We start from the raw sequence: 16,243 nt of genomic DNA, 5'->3' as shown, positions 1-16,243 counted from the left end.
CCCGTCAGCCCTTTTCATCTGACAAAATCGCGAGACTATTCGAAGGCAACACCACCTTGGTCCCGTCCGCTCGGACCTCTGCACGCGATGCCAGTATCAGGCTCCATCCGCCACGATTTTCGAACGTAGCTTCCTCGGATCCAAGGTTGCAGAGAGTCTTCACCGCACCCCGCTCTATCACCAGCCAGCCACCGTCTTCGTCGAACGTCACCTCCGTCTGCCGCGGGGTTCCATCGTTCAGCGACACAGACTTACGCCGCAGATGAATCAACCGGCGATACCACTCGAACATCTCCTCGTGAGTCCCCTGGTGTACCTCGTCCCAGTTCAGCTTCGACCGCTTGAAGGTCTCCACATCTTCCGGATCGGGGATCTGCTCCGGGCTCCATCCGAACGCGGCAAACTCCGCCTGCCGCCCGTTCTTCACCGCCTTCGCCATCTCCGGGTCTTCATGGTCGGCGAAGTATTGAAATGGCGTCGAGGCGGCGTACTCCTCACCTTGAAAGATCATTGGAATAAAAGGAGCCGTCAGCACAATGCCCGCAGCAACCTTGGCGCGATCCATTCCGACGATCTGCTCCAGCCGGTCTCCAACCGCACGATTTCCCACCTGATCGTGATTCTGGATGTAGCCGAGAAACTTGTGCGGCGAGACCTCCTCCGCTGGACGCCCGTGACTCCGCCGACGATAGACCGAATAAGTTCCATCCTGAACAAAGTTGTTGGTCAGCGACTTGGCCAGCTTCTCGATCGATCCGAAGTCAGCGTAGTAGCCCTTCTCTTCCCCGCCGGAGTGGATCACGGTAAAGAGCGCATGATGGAAGTCGTCGCTCCACTGCGCGTCCATGCCGTATCCGCCATCGTCAGCAGGCTTCACCACGCGAGGATCGTTCAGGTCGCTCTCGGCGATCAGCACCAGCCTCCGCCCAAGCTCCTGCGATAGCTCCGCCACCTCGTCTGCAAGCTGCTCCATGAAGTGGGTTGCAGAACGGTCGACGAACTCGTGCACCGCATCCAGACGCAGACCGTCGATGTGATAGTCGCGCATCCACATCAGCGCGTTGTCGCAGAAGAACTGGCGCACCTCGTCGCTTCCGGTATCTTCGAAGTTCACCGCGCCTCCCCACGGAGTGTGGTGCCTGTCGGTCAGGTATGGACCATACTTACCGGTGTAGTTTCCCACCGGACCAAAGTGGTTGTAGACCACATCGAGCAGCACTGCCAGCCCGCGCCCATGGCACGCATCCACAAGACGCTTTAAGCCATCCGGGCCACCATACCGCTCATACACCGCAGAGAGGGACGCACCGTCATATCCCCATCCATGGCTGCCCGGAAACTCTGCCACAGGCATCAGCTCCGCATGTGTCACACCTAGATCCACCAGATAATCCAGCCGCTCGACCGCTGCATCGAACGTGCCTGCCGGCGTGAACGTTCCGATATGCAGCTCATAGATCACGGCATGCGAAAGATCAGGCGCCTTCCATCCACCATCGTTCCATGGATACGCAGCCTGGTCGTAGAGACGCGACGCTGAATGCACACCATTCGGCTGCCACTGCGAACGTGGATCGGGGTACGGCTTCGGATCGTCGTCGAGCACAAATCCATAGTGATCGCCCGCCTTGGCCTGCTCTACTTTGGCACTCCACCATCCACGATCCGACGGCCCGGCCATTGGATACTCTTTATCGCCAACCTTCACCGCAATTTTATGCACACGCGGTGCCCACACCTTGAACTCATGCATCAATCCACCCCTTCGCGTACAAGCAGCGCTACTGGAAAATCCTTCAACAAGCCCTTCATCGCTACTCTGCCGCCGTCAACGGTCGCGCCCGTCAGCCGATTTCTCCACCGGCCATTGGGAATCGCCACCGTCGTGTCCTTCCACGCTCCGTCCAGCTTCATCACCAGCCTCGGCACCACCGTCGCTACTGCATCACCGCGTAGATACGCGATCACGTGATCGCCCTTCGCTCCATCGACATCGAGCGGCACGTACGCAGCGTCTCTGCCGAAGTACTTCGGCCGCTCGCGCCGCAGCTCCAGCGCCTTGTGGATCGTCCACATCTTCGGCAGACCCTCATCCGCGCGGCTCATCACCTGACTCGCAACGTCTCCGGTCATCTCACGCAACTCCTGCAGCAACCGGCGTCGCACTGCGTAGTCCACTGGCCGTCGATTATCCGGATCGACGAGGCTGAGGTCCCACAGCTCTGTTCCTTGGTAGAGATCAGGCACACCCGGCGCCGTGTACTTCAGCAGCGTCTGCATCATCGAGTTCACGCGCCCGGCATCCTGCACCTTCAACACAAACTGCTGCAGCTCCTTCACAAACGGCGCGTAGTTCAACGTCAGTTCGATGAACATGCTCAGCGCATCTTCGAAGTCCTTATTGTTCGCCACCCATGTCGTCTGCTGCTTCGCCTCGCGCACGGCCTTCAGCATGTACGCCTGTGCCCGATCCATCGGAAGCGGCCACGCACCGATCAGCGTCTGGTAGTACAGGTACTCCGTGTTGCGATCCGGCATCGCCTCCGCTCCGGCCAAGCGTTTGCGGAACGCATTGTTCATCCGCGACCACCGCTGCACAATCGAACCAAACCGTCCCGGTATCTCCGACAGCACCGCAAGCCGCGCCCTCACATCGTCGCTGCGCTTGGTGTCGTGCGTCGAAAGCGTCGTCATCGTCTCCGGATGCGTCGCCTGCATCTTCTCGCAGTAGGTGTGGAACTCCGCCACGCTAAGCCCATTGCGGCCCGGATCGCTGCCCACCTCGTTCATTCCGGTCTGCCGGTTGTAGCAGTAGAAGGCCGTGTCCTCCACGCCCTTCGCCATCACCGGCCCGGCGAACTGCTGGAAGCGCAGCAGGAACTCGCTCTCCAGCTTTCCCTTCACCTCCATCGTCAACACATCGCGCATGAAGTCGAAGAGTCCCGCGTCGATGTCGAGCCGCTGCTGCTTCGCGCACTCCGTCGCCTGCGTGATGTACTCCCTGTCCTCGTCCGTGATCTCCTCGCGCTCCGGCACCACGTAGGTTCGATAGATCGAGAAGCACGCCGCCATCTCGCGAATCGCCCTTCTCACTTCGGTGCGCGTGTAATCGCGCCGATCGCGATTGGCCTCGCAGATCTCCACGAACAGCGACGTCAGCCGATTCACATCGCTGCCCAGCGCCTCCTGCGTCACGTTGATCTTCTTCTCGTGCGCGATCGAGTGAAAGTCCGTCGGCTGCTGCGTAAACTCACCGTAGATCGAGTTCAGCTCCATCATCCCCTCGGGCGCCACCATCACTCCCGCAACAACATTCAGAAAGTCGTAGCCGCTCGTTCCCTGGATCGGCCAGCTCTCGCGCAGGTACTCTCCCGGCTCCAGAATCTTTTCGCCGATCACCCACGCGTCCGGCGCACGCTCACGCAGCCGCCGGAAGTACTCCAGCGGATCGCGTAGTCCATCCGGATGATCCACACGCACGCCATCCAGCACACCGCGCCGCAGCCAGTCGAGCACAAGCGCATGCGTCTCCTCGAACACGTGCTCCCGCTCCACACGCAGACCGATCAGCGTATTCACATCGAAGAACCGGCGATATCCAAGCTGCTGGTCCGCCGTCTTCCAGTACGCCAGCCGATAGCTCTGCTGATTCAGAAAATCATCCAGTCCATCCAGATTGCCGTTCAGCTCTGCCACCGCGCGGTCGATCATCTCCGAGATCTCCGGCTCCTCCTCGCACAGCCTGCCGAGCAGGTTCGAGAGCACCACCTTGTCTCTGTGCCGCGCCAGAATCGTCCTGCGATCCACATACTCCGGCACCGGCAGCCGACCGAACGAGGCCGCAAGAAAACTCAGCGTGTCGGACTTCGCATACTCCGCCGCGCGCGCAAGAATCACCGGCAGTGAAGGAGGCGAAACCGGCAGCGTCTGGCCTGAACACTCCACCTGAAACGTCGTGCCGTGCCGCACCACTTTGATGCCGCCCTCCTGCAACACCCGGCCATACTGGTCGCCAAGAATCGGCACCAGCACCTTGTCCCGCAGGCGCTCCTCCTGCGGCTGCCAGTCGATGTCGAAGTACGACGCGTACCGGCTCAGCGGCCCATTCTCCAGCACGTCCCACCAGTAACGGTTCTCCTTGCCGAGCGACATGTGGTTCGGCACAATGTCAAGCACCTGACCCATGCCAAGTTCGCCCAGCCTCGCGCAGAAGCGCGTGTGCGCCGCCGCCCCGCCAAGCTCGTCGTTTACCCGCTGATGATCGACGACATCGTAGCCGTGCATACTACCCGGCGCAGCCTGCAGATACGGCGAGCTGTACACGTGCGACACCCCGAGATCGCGTAGGTACTCCGCAATCCCCGCAGCGTCATCGAATGTGAAATCTTTGTGAAGTTGCAGCCTATAGGTAGAACCTGGAATCCGTAGCATCGTCATCAACCGATCAAAAAACACACGTTCAGGAAACAAGGCAGGAAAAAAAGTTATGCAGATGTAGGGTTAGAGGTTCGTGGAAGCGCGTTGGTTGCATCTCGCGAGCGTTCCCGCCGGAGGTGCATCTTTCAGCGCTCTACCTTGGCCCTGTATCTATTTTAGACGCTCCACCGTGGATCCGGGCTCAGGCTTCCACAGACCCGACATCGCAAACGCCGCATGCACTAGCGCGATATGCGACAACGCTTGTGGAAAATTTCCCACCATCCGCTTCTCCCCTGCGTCGTACTCCTCAGATAAAAGTCCGACATCGTTCTGCAGCGCCAGCAGCCGATCGAACATCGCCTTCGCGTCGTCCTTCCTTCCGATCAGCCAAAGATTCGTCACCAGCCAGAAGCTGCACGCAAGAAACGCACCCTCTGTGCTTCCGAGTCCATCGTCCATCTTTCCGGTGTCATACCGTTGCACGAAACCATCCTTCATCAATCTCTTTTCAATCGCCTCCGACGTCCCGACAATCCGCGGATCGTCCATAGGCAAAAATCCAACCAATCCAATCCTCAGGCACGACGCATCCAACTCCTTCGATCCGTAGGCCTGCACAAAACTGTTCAGCTCCTTGTCGAAGCCCTTCTCGCAGACCTCGTCATGAATCATGTCGCGATTGATTCGCCACCGCTCGACGTCACCGCCACCATCGAACTTCTCGTAGTGTTTGATTGCACGATCGAGCGCAAGCCACGCCATCACCTTGGAGTGCGTGAAGTGTTGCGGTTCGCCCCGCGTCTCCCAGATGCCCTCATCCGGCTCCGTCCATATCTTGCACAGATGATTAACCAGCGCAGCCTGCACCGAGGTCGCCGACACGCGCAGATCGTCACCCGCCTCCGGAGTCCTATAGAGCGCGGCCACAACCTCGCCAAACACATCCAGTTGAAACTGGTCGACCGCCGCATTGCCGATGCGCACAGGCCGCGAACCCTCATACCCCGGCAGCCACTTCGCCTCCCACTCCACAATCTGCCGCTCCCCGCAGATGCCGTAGATCGTCTGCACCTGCTCGGGCGCACCCGCAATCGCGCGCAGCAGCCACTTGCGCCACTCCACCGCCTCATCCACATAGCCGGCCTGCATCAGCACCAGCAGCGTAAACGCAGTGTCCCGCAGCCAGCAGTAGCGATAGTCCCAGTTGCGCTCTCCGCCGATCTTCTCCGGCAACGATGTCGTCACTGCCGCGATAATCCCGCCCGAAGGTCTGTACGTCAGCGCCTTCAGCGTCATCAGCGAACGCTCCACCGGCTGTGCATACGGTCCGTCATACGTCGACCTCCCGCTCCACTCCTTCCAGAAGCTTTCCGTCTCGTCCAGCACCGTATCGGCCGACAGCACCGGCGGAGCCTCAGCCATCGAAGAGGAGTTCGTCAGCGTGAAGCTCATCGTCTCACCCTTGTTCACTGTGAACTCGCTCAGCGTCGACATCCCCACGCCGCGCAGCTGCGCCTTCGTCCTCAGCGTCACCATGTCCGAGCCCGCCACCGCGCGCAACCCATCCTCCAGACTCGTCACCCACGGAATCGTTCTTCCGTAGTCGAACCGGATCGTCAGGTCCATCTGCATTGCGACTGACCCACGCACGCCGCGCACCATCCGCACCACATGGGAGTGCTCATCGCGCGGCGGCATAAAGTCGATCAAACATACCTCGCCCTCTTCCGTCTCGAAGGTCGTCTCCACAATCAGCGTGTGCGCCCTGTACTGCCGCCTCGTCGCCTTCACCTCACCCGCCGGCGCAATCTTCCAGAATCCGTGGTCGCGCGTACCCAGCAAAGCCGCAAAACAGGCAGGCGACGCAAAGTTCGGCCAGCACAGCCAGTCGATCGAGCCCTCGCGAGACACCAGCGCCGCCGTCTCGCAATCTCCGATCATGGAGTAGTCTTCAATCAACGAACCGTGCAGCGGTTTCGTGCTCATCTCTTTCTGTTCTGCCACTTTCTCCTGCCTCCGTTCTCGCATTTGATGCGTTTGCCGTCACATCCCAGCAACCGCCCACACCCAAGCGAGCATCTCTCTAAGTACAGTGATTGCACAGACATTACGATGCGCCCCAGGGCAACTTTGTTTCGGCAGAGAGAAAAGAGCCCAAAATAAACATTATGGAAACTTGATGGAATGAAACGTAAAACAGAAAAATCTGATATTTCTGAGGTGTCGGGCCAGCACATATCGCGCAGTTCGCTAAGCCCGACGCGGTTCAAGTCAGTACCTTCATCGTTGTAATCAGCACCTGAGCCACCGCGAACCGAAACAGGAAAGTCCAGACCGTACGATGGCCTCCACTCAGACAAACACCGATCTCTCCGCGGCAGTCGCACCAGCCGCCGGCAGCGTCCTCATCAGCCTCACCCCGCTGGCGCAGGACGCCTTCGACACCACCCTCGCCAACCTGGCCTTGGCCTTCCCGGGGGAAAACGTCCTCGTCGCCACACCGGACCTCGCGCCCCAGCTCTCCGCTGGCGGCCCACTCCGTCTCCTTCCCTACACCCCGACAGTCATCTCCTCTAGTCCCTGGATTCTCACTGCGGCCGACTATCTCAACACCTTTAAACTCGCGCAGGAAAACCACGCCTCTTCCTGCATCCTGCTCGGTGCCGAGTCGCAGTCGCTCCATCCCGAAGCAATCCGCAACCTCGCCAGGGGAGCCTCCTCCACCGACCTTACCGTGGCCCGCTACGAACTCGGCCCACGCGAAGGCCTCGTCAACTCCGCCATCCTCTATCCGGTCACGCGCGCCCTCTTCGCCGCCCGTCCGCGCTACCCCCTCGCCATCGATCTCGGCCTCTCCCTGCGCATGGCCGAACGCCTCGCCATGACCGCCCAGCGATACACCGCCAGCGGCCAAACCGACTCCTTCATCTGGCCCGTCGCAGAAGCCGCCACCGCCAACTACACCATGACCGAGGTCGAGATAGGCACTCGCACCCTGCCGCAGCCCGCCGCAGCCGACCTCAACGCTCTACTCTCGCAGATCACCGGCTCCCTCTTCGCCGACGTCGATGCAAAGGCGAACTTCTGGCAGCGCGCACGCGTCAGTCAAAGCACGCCCCCTCTCATCACCCTCAGCTCTCCCGCCGAAGCTCCACCCGACATCGCCTCCATGCTCGACAGCTTCCGCCTCGCCTACACCAACCTGCAGGCCATCTGGTCGCTCGTCCTGCCGCCCAACTCCCTGCTCGGCCTGAAGAAGCTCGCCATCACCCAGCCGGAGAACTTTCGCATGCCCGACAATCTCTGGGCGCGCATCGTGTACGACTTTCTCCTCGCCTACCGCCTTCGCACCATCAATCGCGGACACCTTCTCGGCGCACTCACCCCGCTGTATCTCGCATGGGTCGCCTCCCACCTCAATCTCGTCAGCAGCGGCATGGCTCCGGAAAAACACATTCAGGATCTCGCCGCCGCATTCGAGGCGGACAAACCCTATCTCGTTTCACGCTGGCGCTGGCCCGACCGCTTCAACCCATAGCAGCAACACTCGGCAACCTAACCGTCGGCCAGCAACACCCGTAAGGAGACCTACTCATGTGGCAACAAGTCGAACTCGCACTGAGGCAATCCGCCCAGCAAGTCCTGGTGAAGCTCGCCCGATTCCTTCCCGGCCTCGTCGCCCTTCTGCTCGCCGTCATCATCCTCACGGCCATCGGCGCAGGTCTCGCAGCGCTTCTGCGTCGAAGCCTCACCGCGGCGAAGTTCGACGAACGCCTCGCCCGCAGCGCCTCCACGACAATCTCGGACTGGTCGCCTGCCCATAGCCCCACGGCGCTCATCGCCCGCTTCGCCTTCTGGGCCTGCACGCTCATCGGCTGCTTCATCGGCATCTCTGCCTTCGACGCAGCCTACCCCGGCGACTCACAGATCTCCATCTTCGTCTTTCCTTATCTCACTCACGCTGTAGGCGCCGTGCTTCTGCTCATCGCCGGAACGCTCATCGCCCGCTTCCTCGAGCGCTCCGTCCTTATCGGCGCCGTCAACGCGAAGCTCCAGTACGCACGCTTCCTCTCGCTGGGCATCAAGTGGCTCGTGCTCGTCCTCACTGCGGCGATGGTGCTCGATCACCTGCAGATTGGCGGCGGCGTCGTTGAACTGGCCTTCGGCATTCTCTTCGGCGGCATCGTTCTCACGCTGGCACTCGCGGTGGGCCTCGGCTCTCGTGACATCGTCAGCCGCTCGCTCGAACGCAGCGCCGACCTGCACACCGGGCTCGACCCCATCCCCACTGCGACGGAGTATAAGGCACCGACTGCTGCTGAAAACTTACGGCATTTTTAGAAGACTCTGTCCTGCCGGACGAGCCGCTTACTCAGCGGGAGGTCATTTCGTGACGTGTATACCTGTCACGCCCGCGCAGGCGGCATAAGTCCTCCCGATGGTCGGAATCATCATCCTGCCGACCAACGGGAGGACCACCCGAAGGCGTATACAAGTCACGAAGTGACCTCCCCACGAGCAGTGGGCCCGTCCGGCAGGACATATCTTCCAATCAATAAGCCGGTCCCGACAACAAGCTCCGCCGAGTCGCCTGATAGAACCCAAACACCGCGACTCCAACAAATCCCACCAGCGGCACCACATACCCCAACGCCAAACTACCCGTCTGCCGCGCGATCAATCCCAGGATCGGCGGAAAGACCGCCCCGCCAACAATCGCCATCACCAGCAGCGATCCGCCGATCTTCGTATTCCTCCCCAGCCCCTTCAGCCCCAGCGCAAAGATCGTCGGAAACATAATCGAGATAAAGAATCCACTCGCCACCACCGCCCACGCCCCCAGCAGCCCCGGCCTCACCATCGTCACCACCATCAGCAGCGCATTGCAGATGCCATACACACCCAGCATCAGGCTGGGCCGCACATAGCGCATCAGCGGAGTCGACACAAATCTCCCAATCCCCATCGCAATCAGAACCCCGGTCAGATAGTGCGCCGCCGACCGCTCGCTCACCGCCGTGTACTGCTTCATGTAAGGAATCAAGCTGCTCCACGAAGAGATCTGCGCGCCCACGTTACAGAAGTTCGCTGCAACCGCAATCCATATCGCCGGCATCCGCAGCAGCTCAGCAAAGCTCCCATGATTCTCACCCACTCCCTCATGCTCCTCCTGCATCACCGGAAACTTTATCCGCGAAAGAATCAACGCGCACACCAGCACCACCGCGCCGAACGTAAGATACGTCGGCACCACCCGCATGATCTCCATATGCAGATACGCCGGATACGTTCCCGCAGCCTTCATCGCTGCAACCTCAGCCCCATTCTTCTCCACGCCTGAAAAAATAAAGTACGTCCCGATCAGCACGCCGGTAATTGTCCCCGGAGGATTGAACGACTGCGAAAAGTTCAATCTCTGCTCCGACGTCGCCGGATCACCGAACTGCGCAATAAAAGGATTCGCAGCCGTCTCAAGCACCGAAGCACCGCAGCCCACCGTAAACAGCGCAATCAAAAACGGCACATACTGCCCGCTCACCGCCGCCGGCCAGAACAGCACCATCCCCGTTCCAAACAGCGCCAGCCCCGTCACCATCCCGGCCTTGTATCCCCACCGCCGCATCAGCAGCGCAGCCGGAATCGCCATGCAGAAGTAGCCGAAGAAGTTCGCCGTCTGCACCAACTGCGCGCTGAACTGCGACAGCTCAAACGACTTCCGGAACTGCTGCACCAGAATGTCCGTCAGGTTATTCGACATCCCCCAGAGAAAAAACAGCACCGTCACCAACGAGAACAGCAGCATATGGCCCACCGGAAATACCGGCCTGCCACTACTCTCCGTTTTTTTCCCCGAACCAACCGACGTCGAAACCTGCATACACACAACCCCCTCAAACCATCTCGTACCAAATCTTGAAGCCCTAAATCTGCACCATAATCTTCGTAAACTTCGCCGGCGTCTCGCTCCATTCGCTCAGCACCAGCGCCGCTTCCTCCATCGGCACAATTGCGCTCACCGTCTCATCTACTGGAAATCGTCCCTCCTCCAGCATGCGGATGACCTCGCGAAAGTCCTCAGGCAGCGCATTGCGGCTACCCATGATGTCCAGTTCCTTCTGCACAAACAGCCGAGTCTCGTACTCCACCGGCTCCTTCGCATAACCGATATAGACCACCCGCCCAGTGAACGCGATCTCTTCCACCGCCGCACGAAACGTCTGCGGCAAGCCAATCGCCTCGATCACCACATCCGGACTATGACCATTCGTGATCGCCTGCAGCCGCTCATGCACATCCTCGTTCTTTGCATGAATCAGATGCTTAGCTCCCGCCCTTCGCGCAGTCTCCAGCTTGGCGTCGTCCACATCGATCGCAATCGTCTCCGCCCCGCGAAACGCCGCAGCAGCAACCGCGCCCAGCCCCACACCGCCGCATCCAAACACGGCAACCGTATCCTCCGCCTTCACACGCCCACGCGCCGTCGCATGACACCCCACCGTCAACGGCTCTACCAGGCACAGCTCCTTCGCGGACAGCGACGCGGCATACAACTTCACCCTCGGCACGCTGATGTACTCCGTCATCGCTCCATCGCGCTGCACGCCCATCGTCTCGTTACCCCTGCACGCATTCACCCGCCCGCTCCGGCACGCGGCACATCGGCCGCAGCTCGTATACGGCGATATCGTTACCATAGTCCCCGCGGCAAGGTCCCCGCCACCCTCTACAATCTCCGCCGCCACCTCATGCCCCGGCACACGCGGAAACACCACCATCGCGTTGCGCCCTCGAAACGTACTCAGATCCGTCCCGCACAACCCCACCATCTTCACCCGCAGCAGAGCCTCGCCCTCGCCCCGCACCACCTCCGGCACCTCCACCACAGCCGCGACCCCCGGCCCTTCGATCCGAAACGCCTTCATCCCCGCTCCATCACATCGTCAAAAAATCAAACTTTCAAGCGCAAAAATAGTATTTCATTTTGATCCCTACAAACCATACACCTCTATCGCGGTCTCCCCAAACACCGCATCCCGCTCCGTCTCGCTGAATCCAGCAAAGTACTCCCGCAACACCTCAAACCACCGCCCATACTCCGCCGCCACCAGGCACACCGGCCAGTCCGACCCCGCCATCAGCCGCTCCACCCCAAACGACTCCACCGCCACATCCAGATAAGGCCGCAGCGTCTCCAGACTCCACGCTCCCCACTCCGCCTCCGTCACCATCCCCGACACCTTGCACCACACATTCTCCCGCCGCCCCAGCTCGCGCATCCGCTCCGCCCACGGCTCCATCGCCCCACTCTCAATCAGCGGCTTCGCCACATGGTCCAGCACAAACACCTGCTCCGGAAACTCGTCCACAAACTCGATCGTCTGCGGCAGATGCCGTTCGTAGATCAGAATGTCGTACACCAGCCCGCTGCCCTGCATCGCCTCAATCCCCGCCACAAAGTCCGTCCGCAGAATGTAGTTCTCATCTTTCTCGCCCTGGATCACATGCCGCAGCCCCTTCAGCTTCGTCCTCTCTTCAAACTCCTCCATCACCTCCGGAAAGTCCTCCCCCGCAATTGGCGCCCACCCCACAACTCCGCGAATCGCCTCGCACTTATCCGCCTGATCCAGCAGCCAGCGCGTCTCCTCCATCGTCTGCCTCGCCTGCACCGCCACCGCACCGTCGATCCCCGCCGCCGACATCTCCTTCATCAGATCCTTCGGCAAAAAATCCCTCCGCAGCGCAGCCATGCTCTCGTCCAGCCACTCGTACTCACGCGGCGTATACCGCCATAGATGATGATGCGCATCGATCCTCTCCGCCACCTGCTCCCCTTCCCTCGCCCGCACAACGGGCCAACTTCAGCTATAAAGATCGCAGCAAAAAGTGATGCCCAGTCTATCCCACCGCGATCCACACCCCAGCCCCGCGGATATTCGCATCCTATAAACTTTCGCTCTCTCTCCAGCAGGCATACTATGGGTGCTCATGCAGCGCTTCCCGCCTGCGCGGCCCCTCTCTCAGTTCATCCCACACTCGAGGAACCCGATGACCACAAAGAAATCCACTCCCCGCCTCTCGCTCTCACCCCGCGTCGTACTGCCCGGAAGCCACCGCCCCGCCTTCGCCCACCTCTCCGCCGACGCCGAAAAACCCGCACCCTCCTCGACCCGCATCTCCGTCTCCGTCATCGTCCGTCGCAAGACCCCCCTCAAAGCCGCTAACCGCCTCGGTAAAGAGCGCCTCACCCGCGCCCAGTATCGCCAGCGCCACGCCGCCGACCCCATCGCCGTCAAGCTCGTCCGCGCCTTCGCCAAAGACTTCGACCTCACCGTCGCGTCCGACACCCCCGGCCCCGAGCGCCGCATGGTCAAGCTCACCGGCACTATCGCCGCCATGCAGAAGGCCTTCGGCGTCACCCTCGTCCACCGAATTCAGCAAGGCGTCACCTACCGCGTCCGCGAGGGCGACATCACCCTGCCCAAAGAACTCGTCGGCCCCGTCGAAGCCGTCCTCGGCCTCGACAACCGCCCCCAGGCGCAGCCCCACTTCCGCATCTCCGGCGAACAAGGCGACCGCACCGCCTACGCCGCCCAGGCCGGAGGCTTCGCCAAACCCCACGCCGCCGCAGCCAACACCTCCTACACCCCCGTCCAGGTAGCCCAGCTCTACCAGTTTCCCCAGGGAGCCTCCGCCGCCGGCCAGACCATCGGCATCATCGAGCTCGGCGGCGGCTACAAGACCGCCGACATCACCGCCTACTTCAAGACCCTCGGCCAAAAAGCCCCCAAGGTCACCGCAGTCCTCGTCGACGGCGGTAAGAACTCACCCTCCAACGCCAACAGCGCCGACGGCGAAGTCATGCTCGACATCGAGGTCGCCGCCGCCGTCGCACCCGGTGCCAACATCGTCGTCTACTTCACCCCCAACACCGACCAGGGCTTCATCGACGCCATCTCCACCGCCGTCCACGACACCACCAACAACCCCAGCGTCATCTCCATCAGCTGGGGCGGTCCCGAGTCCACCTGGACCGCCCAGTCCATGACCACCCTCGACGCCGCCTGCCAGTCCGCCGCCGCCCTCGGCATCACCATCACCGTAGCCGCAGGCGACGACGGCTCAACCGACGGCGTCACCGACGGCGCCAACCACGTCGACTTCCCCGCCTCCAGCCCCCACGTCCTCGCCTGCGGAGGAACCAAACTCCAGGGCAGCGGCAGCACCATCTCCTCCGAGGTCGTCTGGAACGAGCTCGCCAACAACGAAGGCGCAACCGGCGGCGGCGTCAGCAACGTCTTCCCGCTTCCCACCTGGCAGGCCAACTCCAACGTCCCCGCGCCCACCGTCAGCGGCGGCGGCCGCGGCGTTCCCGACGTCTCCGGCGACGCCGACCCCTCCAGCGGCTACACCATCCGCGTCGACGGCCAGACCATGGTCATCGGCGGCACCAGCGCCGTCGCGCCTCTCTGGGCCGGTCTCATCGCCGTAGCCAACGCGCAGAACGGCAAGTCCGCAGGCTTCCTCCAACCCGCCATCTACGCCGCCAAGGGCAAAGCCGCCTTCAACGACATCACCTCCGGCACCAACTACTCCGGCACCCCCACCGGCTTCAAGGCCGGCCCCGGCTGGGACGCCTGCACTGGCCTCGGCTCCCCCATCGGCACCAAGCTCATCGCCGTAGTCAACCCCTCCTCTTCCACCAGCACATCCAAGGGCGGAAAGAAAAAAACCATCCGAAAGCGCGCCGCAAAAAAAGCTGCTGTCAGCAGAGGCAGAAGATAAAGTCTCGATAGAACACAACCCGCAGAGGGAACCCGATGAAGCGGACGTGGACAATCATAGGGGTAGGCGACGTGCCGGGCAGCTCAAGATGGTACCAGGCGTTGTTCGGTCAGCCGCACACCCCTCCTGCCCATGATTACTTCGGGCAGATCCTGGATTCAGATGGAACCGTCCTGCTCTGTCTCCACCAGTGGGGCGCTCACGAGCATCCCTCATTGACGAGCCCCGATCACGGGACACCCGGCAACGGGCTTCTATTATTCTTTCGTGTCGATGACTTCGACCTCGCCCTTCAAAGAGCACGCTCTCTCGTCACTCGACTAAAAGAAGAGCCCCACATCAATCCGAACACTCAAACCAGGGAGTTCTCCCTGCGAGATCCTGACGGATATTACGTCACAATCAGTGCGCTCTCTACGGCCTGACAAGAATGCCGATCAAGCACTTTGTCTCTGACGAACGATGGGCGACAGCTCTTGCGTCGCCCATCGCACATTCACTTTTGCATCAAGGCAGCAACGGAGGATTAGCCCTCTTCGCCAGATCCAACGCCTGTTGAGGAAACCACGCACCCGCGATCGGATCGTCTAGTCCCCACAGCGGATCGAAGACCGCCTGAGCCGCTGCATCCGTCGGCCATCCCGGCGCCGTGTAATCGGAGTAGTTCCACGCACGCGCTCCACCCGCAGCATCACACGTCCCATCCGACTGCCCCGGCGTCTTTACCCAAAGATAAGCATCCAGCAACGCAACGCCAGTGTTTGCGGTCGGATGCGTTCCCAATCCACGCGCCGGAGGATTACACCAGTTGCCATTGGTAAGAGTCGTTACGACCGACGCCGGCTGGTTATACGGCGCACTCGCATAAACACTCGCATTGAGCGTCCCCTGACCGTTCCGGCTCGTGTCGATGACGAAGTGGATGGTTGGCACGGCTGTTCCAAGGTTCTGCTGAAACCACTCGTCCGTATAGACCCACGTCGCAATATTATCCGGATCGACTGCTCCCAACGGCGAGTAGTACTGGCTCGCGCAGTACGAGTAGTTTCCCAGCCGCCAGCCACCATCAGCCGGATTGTTCGCAAACGCGATGCACTCTGAAACCCAGGTGTCATACTTCGATTCGTAGTTATTCAAGTTGAAGTTCGACACATTCGTGAAGAATCCCTGCGCCTGTTGCACTCCGGCCTGCGCAAGCCGCTGCGCCATAATCGGCACCGCCTGCCAATGACTGTTGCCCCCATCCAGATAAACCGACGTCTGCGATCCGTTCTCCAACGTCGTCACCGCAAAATTGATTTGAGTGAATCGATCTGCGGTAGCCTGCGTAATGTTCACCTGGCTCGGGTTGTATCCGCAGTCGCTGGGCAGGTCTGCCAGAGCGTCCGGCTCCAGAATAATCACCGCCTTCTGACTTCCAATCGCACCCGCAATCGCATCAATCCACGCCTCGTAGTCCGCAGTATTCTCCGCGCCGCCCGCCGAGTAGCTGCCGCAGTCCCGGCCAGGGATGTTGTAGAGCACAAACACCGGCATCGTTCTCTCCCAACTAGCCTGCTTCAGGGTTGACCGGACAGTAGCGCTCACCTCAGAGGGCGTGCCGTTGGTTAGCCACACCGCCTGCGGAACCGTCTCCATCGCCGCAATCAGCAGGGCGTTCTTCAACTGCCATTGCCCCAACAAACTCTCCACCTGTTGCACAGCTCCGCTAGGTGGAGCAGGCGTCAGGAAACGAGTGTCGGCCGGCAGCGTCTTCTGTGCCCGTGCTCCGGCAACTGCAATCAGTAAAAGCGCTGCTCCTGTGGCAAATCTGCCCAGGGTGGTCGTTGCATGATGCGTCATGAAACCTCCTGCCAGCGTGCGGCGATAATGAATCCGCCCACCTTCTAGATCACAGGGTTAATCCTTGTCAAGCACCAAACCGACATAGCGGCTATGAGTCACCTAGCTCCGCCATGACGCCACGAGTCTCTTCCCTCCGCGCGCCTCTGCTCCTGCTGTCACCCTCCGCTCGCCATCGCTAAGTCGTGCATCTTACATA

General features: G+C 61.0%; 11 protein-coding genes. 4 read left to right on the top strand and 7 right to left on the bottom strand.

Features of this window, described 5'->3' with window-relative positions; translation table 11 throughout:
* Positions 1–4 precede the first annotated feature (4 nt).
* From treZ to GSQ82_RS17585, 3 genes are all read right to left on the bottom strand, one after another.
* Positions 5–1,753: a malto-oligosyltrehalose trehalohydrolase gene (gene treZ / locus GSQ82_RS17595; RefSeq protein WP_158793466.1), complete on the bottom strand. Its 1,749-nt coding sequence runs from the start codon at positions 1,751–1,753 to the stop codon at positions 5–7.
* A complete protein-coding gene (treY, locus tag GSQ82_RS17590) occupies positions 1,753–4,437 on the bottom strand; it encodes a malto-oligosyltrehalose synthase (protein WP_371417226.1) in 2,685 nt (894 codons plus the stop codon). The genes treZ and treY overlap by 1 nt, the downstream gene beginning before the upstream one ends.
* A 150-nt stretch (positions 4,438–4,587) precedes the next feature.
* A complete protein-coding gene (locus GSQ82_RS17585) occupies positions 4,588–6,405 on the bottom strand; it encodes a glycoside hydrolase family 15 protein (RefSeq protein ID WP_254061763.1) in 1,818 nt (605 codons plus the stop codon).
* Between the two features lie 355 nt (positions 6,406–6,760).
* Between GSQ82_RS17585 and GSQ82_RS17580 the strand changes: the two genes are divergently transcribed.
* Complete coding sequence (locus tag GSQ82_RS17580; protein ID WP_158793465.1) at positions 6,761–7,957, top strand: hypothetical protein; 1,197 nt, start codon at positions 6,761–6,763, stop codon at positions 7,955–7,957.
* A 56-nt stretch (positions 7,958–8,013) separates the two neighbouring features.
* Complete coding sequence (locus GSQ82_RS17575) at positions 8,014–8,760, top strand: hypothetical protein (RefSeq protein WP_158793464.1); 747 nt, start codon at positions 8,014–8,016, stop codon at positions 8,758–8,760.
* A gap of 211 nt (positions 8,761–8,971) precedes the next feature.
* On the opposite strand, the gene fucP is transcribed toward GSQ82_RS17575, so the two are convergent.
* From fucP to GSQ82_RS17560, 3 genes are all read right to left on the bottom strand, one after another.
* On the bottom strand, positions 8,972–10,297 hold the full coding sequence (fucP, locus tag GSQ82_RS17570) for an L-fucose:H+ symporter permease (RefSeq protein WP_254061721.1): 1,326 nt from the start codon (positions 10,295–10,297) through the stop codon (positions 8,972–8,974).
* Between the two features lie 43 nt (positions 10,298–10,340).
* A complete protein-coding gene (locus GSQ82_RS17565) occupies positions 10,341–11,342 on the bottom strand; it encodes a zinc-binding alcohol dehydrogenase family protein (RefSeq protein ID WP_158793463.1) in 1,002 nt (333 codons plus the stop codon).
* A 66-nt stretch (positions 11,343–11,408) separates the two neighbouring features.
* Positions 11,409–12,266, bottom strand: coding sequence for an amidohydrolase (locus tag GSQ82_RS17560; protein ID WP_254061720.1), 858 nt, complete (start codon positions 12,264–12,266; stop codon positions 11,409–11,411).
* A gap of 199 nt (positions 12,267–12,465) precedes the next feature.
* Here GSQ82_RS17560 and GSQ82_RS17555 point away from each other — a divergent pair, with 199 nt between their 5' ends.
* Complete coding sequence (locus GSQ82_RS17555; protein WP_158793462.1) at positions 12,466–14,202, top strand: protease pro-enzyme activation domain-containing protein; 1,737 nt, start codon at positions 12,466–12,468, stop codon at positions 14,200–14,202.
* 35 nt (positions 14,203–14,237) lie between these two features.
* The gene (locus GSQ82_RS17550; protein ID WP_158793461.1) at positions 14,238–14,627 is read left to right on the top strand and encodes a VOC family protein; all 390 of its coding nucleotides are present in this window, start codon (positions 14,238–14,240) and stop codon (positions 14,625–14,627) included.
* Positions 14,628–14,709: 82 nt separating this feature from the next.
* Here GSQ82_RS17550 and GSQ82_RS17545 read toward each other — a convergent pair whose 3' ends face one another.
* A complete protein-coding gene (locus GSQ82_RS17545) occupies positions 14,710–16,044 on the bottom strand; it encodes a glycoside hydrolase family 6 protein (protein WP_158793460.1) in 1,335 nt (444 codons plus the stop codon).
* Positions 16,045–16,243 lie beyond the last annotated feature (199 nt).

Origin of the sequence: Granulicella sp. L60, assembly GCF_009765825.1 — a bacterium.
Classification (GTDB): domain Bacteria; phylum Acidobacteriota; class Terriglobia; order Terriglobales; family Acidobacteriaceae; genus Edaphobacter.
This window is presented reverse-complemented; position numbering and strand designations above follow the sequence as displayed.